This is a genomic window from Protofrankia sp. CiP1_Cm_nod4 (assembly GCF_982290645.1).
The window spans coordinates 3,977-4,662 of record NZ_CEVIVC010000226.1; the positions used below are offsets into that span (position 1 = coordinate 3,977).

The 686-nt window shown below is 75.7% G+C and carries 1 protein-coding gene; it reads left to right on the plus strand.

The features are described from left to right. Positions 1-159: 159 nt before the first annotated feature. Complete coding sequence (gene ribH, locus AC5LSR_RS23235) at positions 160-636, plus strand: 6,7-dimethyl-8-ribityllumazine synthase (RefSeq protein WP_250287365.1); 477 nt, start codon at positions 160-162, stop codon at positions 634-636. Positions 637-686: the final 50 nt, after the last annotated feature.

A 686-nucleotide genomic window follows, 5' to 3' on the forward strand; every position in this document is an offset into this window, starting at 1 on the left:
GAAGGCCGCGGGGGCCCGCGCCGACGTCCCGCTGCACTGCGTCGGGGGCACGAGCGTCGGGAACGCGGGCGCGCACGCGGCTCGCGCGGCCGCGGAGGCGGAGCCGGTGGTGACCGGCGAGGACCTGCTGATGGCGGACATCTGCCAGGGCGAGACGGCATGAGCGGCCAGGGCGCGCCGGCACCGGTGATCCCGGACGGCACCGGCCTGCGGCTGGCCGTCGTGGCGACCCGCTGGCACGCCGAGATCACCGACGCCCTCGTCGACGGCGCGCTGCGGGCGGCCAAGGACGCCGGGGCCGCCTCCCCGCTGCTGGTCCGGGTGCCCGGCGCGGTCGAGCTGCCGGTCGTGACGGCGGCGCTGGCGGCCGGCCACGACGCGGTGGTGGCGCTGGGCGTGGTGATCCGCGGTGGCACCCCGCACTTCGACTACGTCTGCCAGTCGGTGACGCAGGGGCTGACCCGGGTCGCCCTGGACACCGGCGTCCCGGTGGGCTTCGGCGTGCTGACCTGCGACACGGCCGAGCAGGCGCTCGACCGCGCGGGCCTGCCCTCCTCGGCGGAGGACAAGGGCCGCGAGGCCACCTTCGCCGCCCTGGAGACCGCAACCGTCCTACGCGACCTGCGCCATGGTTAGGCCGTTTTCCGCTGGAATGTGATCTTTCAGATCGCGCTCTTCCCGATCGT

What these genes read in the sequence shown, in the direction of transcription:
- ribH (WP_250287365.1), top strand. Translation starts at nt 160, where the DNA reads ATGAGCGGCCAGGGCGCGCCGGCACCGGTGATCCCGGACGGCACCGGC.